Origin of the sequence: Streptomyces sp. NPDC047072 (assembly GCF_040643855.1) — a bacterium.
In the GTDB taxonomy this organism is placed as follows: Bacteria; Actinomycetota; Actinomycetes; order Streptomycetales; family Streptomycetaceae; genus Streptomyces.
Map to the genome: position 1 here is coordinate 1 of NZ_JBEYVC010000330.1, position 3963 is coordinate 3963.

A 3963-nucleotide genomic window follows, 5' to 3' on the forward strand; every position below is an offset into this window, starting at 1 on the left:
GGAGTGGTCCGCTTCCTGCTCGCCGCCGGCGCCATCGGCATGCTCTTCAAGGAGAACGCCTCCATCTCCGGCGCCGAAGTCGGCTGCCAGGGCGAGGTCGGCTCCGCCTGCTCCATGGCCGCCGGAGCCCTCGCCGAAGTCCTCGGCGGCTCCCCCGAACAGGTCGAGAACGCCGCCGAGATCGGCATGGAACACAACCTCGGCCTCACCTGCGACCCCGTCGGCGGACTCGTCCAGATCCCCTGCATCGAACGCAACGGCATGGCCGCCGTCAAAGCCGTCACCGCCGCACGCATGGCCATGCGCGGCGACGGCACCCACAAGGTCTCCCTCGACAAGGTCATCAAGACCATGAAGGACACCGGCGCCGACATGAGCGTCAAATACAAGGAGACCGCCCGCGGCGGACTCGCGGTGAACATCATCGAGTGCTGAGGAAAGTCTCGTTCCGCTTGTGACGAGACTCATCTTCACGGAAAAACCACAAGCGTGATAGAAGGTTCCACAGGGGCGCATCAGGTGCTGTTCCGCATCTGGGCGATATCTCACTCTTTGCAGAGACAAGTGGGGAACCATGACCGCGTCGGCCGACGGCACCGTCATACCGCGGTCCCGTCGGGCCGCCCGGCTGGTGCGGCGGCAGGCCGCCTGGAGACCGGGGTTCCTGTCCTTCACGGTCACGGCGGTACTCGCCCTGGCCTTCTCGGCCTCGCTGTACTCGCCCAAGGCGACACTCATGGGCTGGGTCGTGACGGTGCTGTGGACGCTGCCCGTGCTCGGCTCGTTCGTCGGCATCACCGGCGCCCTGCTGACCCACCGCCGGGTCGGCCGCCAGCGGGGCTGGACCAGCGCGGCACCCGCCCGCGAGGACCGGCTCGTCGTGCTCGTCCCCACCATCGGCCGGCACGACACGTACCCCGCCCTCGAACGCTCCGTCCTCTCGTACTGCGAGTTCCTGCCGGACTGGTTCCCCCGCCTGCGCGTCGACATCCTCACGGAGCAGGGCTGCGAGGCCGCCGACCGCATCGACGCCCTCGCCGCGACCAGCCCCTCCCTGATCCGCGTGGTCACCGTGCCGAAGGCGTACCGCACCCCGAAGGGCACCCGCTTCAAGGCCCGCGCCAACCACTACGCCCACGAACTGCGCATCGCCGAGGGCGAGGCGCTCGACGACGTCTGGGTGCTGCACATGGACGACGACACCGGCGTGGGCCCCGACACCGCCGAGCAGCTCGCCCGGTTCGTCAACGCGCAGCGGCGCGCGGGCCCCGAGGGCAAGCACCTCGCCCAGGGCATGCTGACCTATCCGCGGGAGAACGCCGTCAACCGGCTGACCTGGCTGGCCGACGCGATCCGTCCCGCCGACGACATCGCCCGGTTCGCCGTCCTCACCGGCGGCGGCACCCCGCTGGTCGGGCTGCACGGCGAACTCCTGCTGCTGCGGGCGTCGGTGGAGGCCACCATCGGCTGGGACTTCGGCCCCGACTCGATCTGCGAGGACGCCCACCTGGCCCTGGTCTTCGCCAGCCGGTACAAGGGTCGCAGCGACTGGTTCTCCGGCCGCAGCTACGGCGCCTCGCCCGCCACCATGCGGGACTTCCTCAAGCAGCGCGAACGCTGGTCGTGGGGCCTGGTGGCGCTCGCCTTCAACCGGGAACTGCCCCGGCGCTCCCGGGCCCTGCTGATGTACAGCGTGACGACCTGGGTGCTCGGACCCTTCCAGCACGTCGGTGTCGTGCTGGCGGTCGGGGCGCTCCTCGGCGACCTCAACACCTCGCCGGTCACCCCGTGGATCCTGCCGTTCTGGGCGGTGACCATGGGCTACGCGGTGTGGATGTACTGGGAGGGCCTGAAGATCAACGCCTCGGTGTCGTCCGGCGGCCGTCGCCTGTGGTGGGAGCCGGTCGCCGTGGTCGCCCTGATGCCGTTCTTCGCCCTGTGGGAGGCGGTCGGCTCGTTCAAGGGGCTGCTGCGGTGTCTGCGCGGGGTGGAGAACCAGTTCGTGGTGATCGCGAAGCCGGCCTGACACCGATGCGCGCACGACTTCGACACCTCCTGGTCCTTCTCGTCGCCCTGGTGACGGCCGGGTGCGGACCTTTCGGTACGGCGGTCTCCCGCTCCTCGTCGTCCCCGTCCCCCGCCCCGGAGACCACCGCCGCGCCGGCGAAGGTCTCCCGGCCGTGGCAGCCCGGCGACCCGCAACTCGGGGCGCAGATCCTCTGGTACGCCTACTCCGGCGAGACCGACACGGCCGTACGCACCCAGGCGCTGCGGCTGGTCGACCACATGGTCGCCCTGAACATGAACGCGGTCGCCGTCTCCTTCCCCTTCTCGACCGCCGGCCCCACAGCCGACCGCGTCCGCGCGACGGCCGCCACCCCCTCCCCCCGGCAACTGGCGATCCTCCTGGACACCGCCGCGGCCGCCGGGCTGCGGATCACCCTGCGCCCACTGCTCGACGAACGGACCCTGGTCGCCGCGGACCCCCTGGCCTGGCGCGGCTCCCTCGCCCCCGCCGACCGGGCCGCCTGGTTCCGCTCGTACGGGGCCTTCCTCGCGCCGTACCTCGAACTCGCCGCCCGCCACCACGTCCGTACGGTCGTGGTCGGTGCCGAACTGACCTCGCTGGAGGACGATCCGCGCTGGCGGGACCTGCTGACGACGGCGCGCTCGCTCTTCCCCGGCGAGTTGTCCTACGACGCCAACTGGGACGACTACGTCTCCCGGCACGTGCCCGTGCCCGTGGACCATCTCGGCGTCGACGCCTACTTCCCGCTCACCGGGCTCGGTGACGACGCCTCCGTCGCGGACCTCGTCGCCGGCTGGCAGCGGTGGCTGGACCGCAAGAGCACCGGGAAGCTGCCGCGGATCGTGCTGAGCGAGGTCGGGATCGTGGCCTCGGGGGGTGCCTACCGGCACCCGGCGGTCTGGAAGAGCGACGGGCCGCTCGACACGACGGTGCAGCGCCGGTGGTTCGAGGCGGCGTGCCAGGTGGCCCGGGACCGTGACATGGCCGGGCTGTACTGGTGGAACCTCGACTTCCACGCGGATCCCGGCGCGGCCGACCCGCGCACCGACCCCCCTGCCTCCTTCCTCAGCCGCCCCGCCGAGTCAGTGATCGCCTCCTGCTTCCGGGCGTGGCCGAGATGAACGAAGAGCGCGCGGAGTTCCCGCCGAGGTACTCGGACGACCGGCACCGGCAGGGGACATGGGATCCGTGGGGCGTACCGCGACAGCGGCGACAGGAGGCCGGGGGGACCGAGCCCGCGCCGGTTCGGACCATGCCGCTCCGGGTCGTCTCCGTGCCCCGTGTCCTGGTGGGTGCCGGTGTCCCGGCAGCCGGTCCTGAGGCCGAGGTCGCGGCCACGGCCACGGCCGAGGGGGCGGGGCAGCCCGCTCGCTTCGGTGCCGTGGACGGGCTGCGCGGTGTGGCCGTGCTGAGCGTGTTGTTGTACGACGCGGGCGTGGGCAGCCGTACGGCGTCCTGGGCCGGTGCCGGGTTCGAGGTGCTGCCGGTGGTCTCGGGGTTCCTGGCGACGCTGCCGCTGGTGCGGCGGGCGACGGCGACCGGCCGTACCGGTGCGGCCGGGTTCCTGGGCCGCCGGGTCAAGCGGCTGACGCCCGCGCTACTGCTGGTGACCGCCCTGACGCTCGGCTGCGCCTGGGCTCTCGGCGTGGCCCGCCCGGACCGGGAGATCCTCGGCCGGGCCCCCGCGGAACTCTTCGGCCTCACCGCGCTGTTCCTCCTCGTCTGGCCGCCGCTGCTGGCCCTCCTCGGTCTGCTGGCCGGACGCCGGCTCGCCGTGGTGACACCGGTCGCCGTGCTGCTCGGCGGGGCGGCGGCGGTCACCGCGCCCGCGGCACGACTCGGCACGCCGGACAGGCCAAGGTGCGGGTCGAACTCTCCTACGCCGAGGGCGACATGATGGTCCGGGTGGAGGACGACGGCGCGGGCCGGCCGAG

Annotated in this window: 4 protein-coding genes; all 4 read left to right on the forward strand. The window is 72.2% G+C overall.

Going from position 1 to position 3963, the window contains the following annotated elements; genetic code table 11:
• On the forward strand, nt 1-435 hold a 435-nt coding region (locus ABZ896_RS52155), incomplete at its 5' end, for an L-serine ammonia-lyase, iron-sulfur-dependent, subunit alpha (protein WP_360946399.1).
• A 139-nt stretch (nt 436-574) separates the two neighbouring features.
• Nucleotides 575-2026: a glycosyltransferase family 2 protein gene (locus tag ABZ896_RS52160; protein ID WP_360946402.1), complete on the forward strand. Its 1452-nt coding sequence runs from the start codon at nt 575-577 to the stop codon at nt 2024-2026.
• A gap of 5 nt (nt 2027-2031) precedes the next feature.
• Complete coding sequence (locus ABZ896_RS52165; RefSeq protein ID WP_360946405.1) at nt 2032-3150, forward strand: hypothetical protein; 1119 nt, start codon at nt 2032-2034, stop codon at nt 3148-3150.
• Nucleotides 3151-3281: 131 nt separating this feature from the next.
• The gene (locus ABZ896_RS52170; RefSeq protein WP_360946408.1) at nt 3282-3926 is read left to right on the forward strand and encodes a hypothetical protein; all 645 of its coding nucleotides are present in this window, start codon (nt 3282-3284) and stop codon (nt 3924-3926) included.
• The last annotated feature ends 37 nt before the right edge of the window (nt 3927-3963 follow it).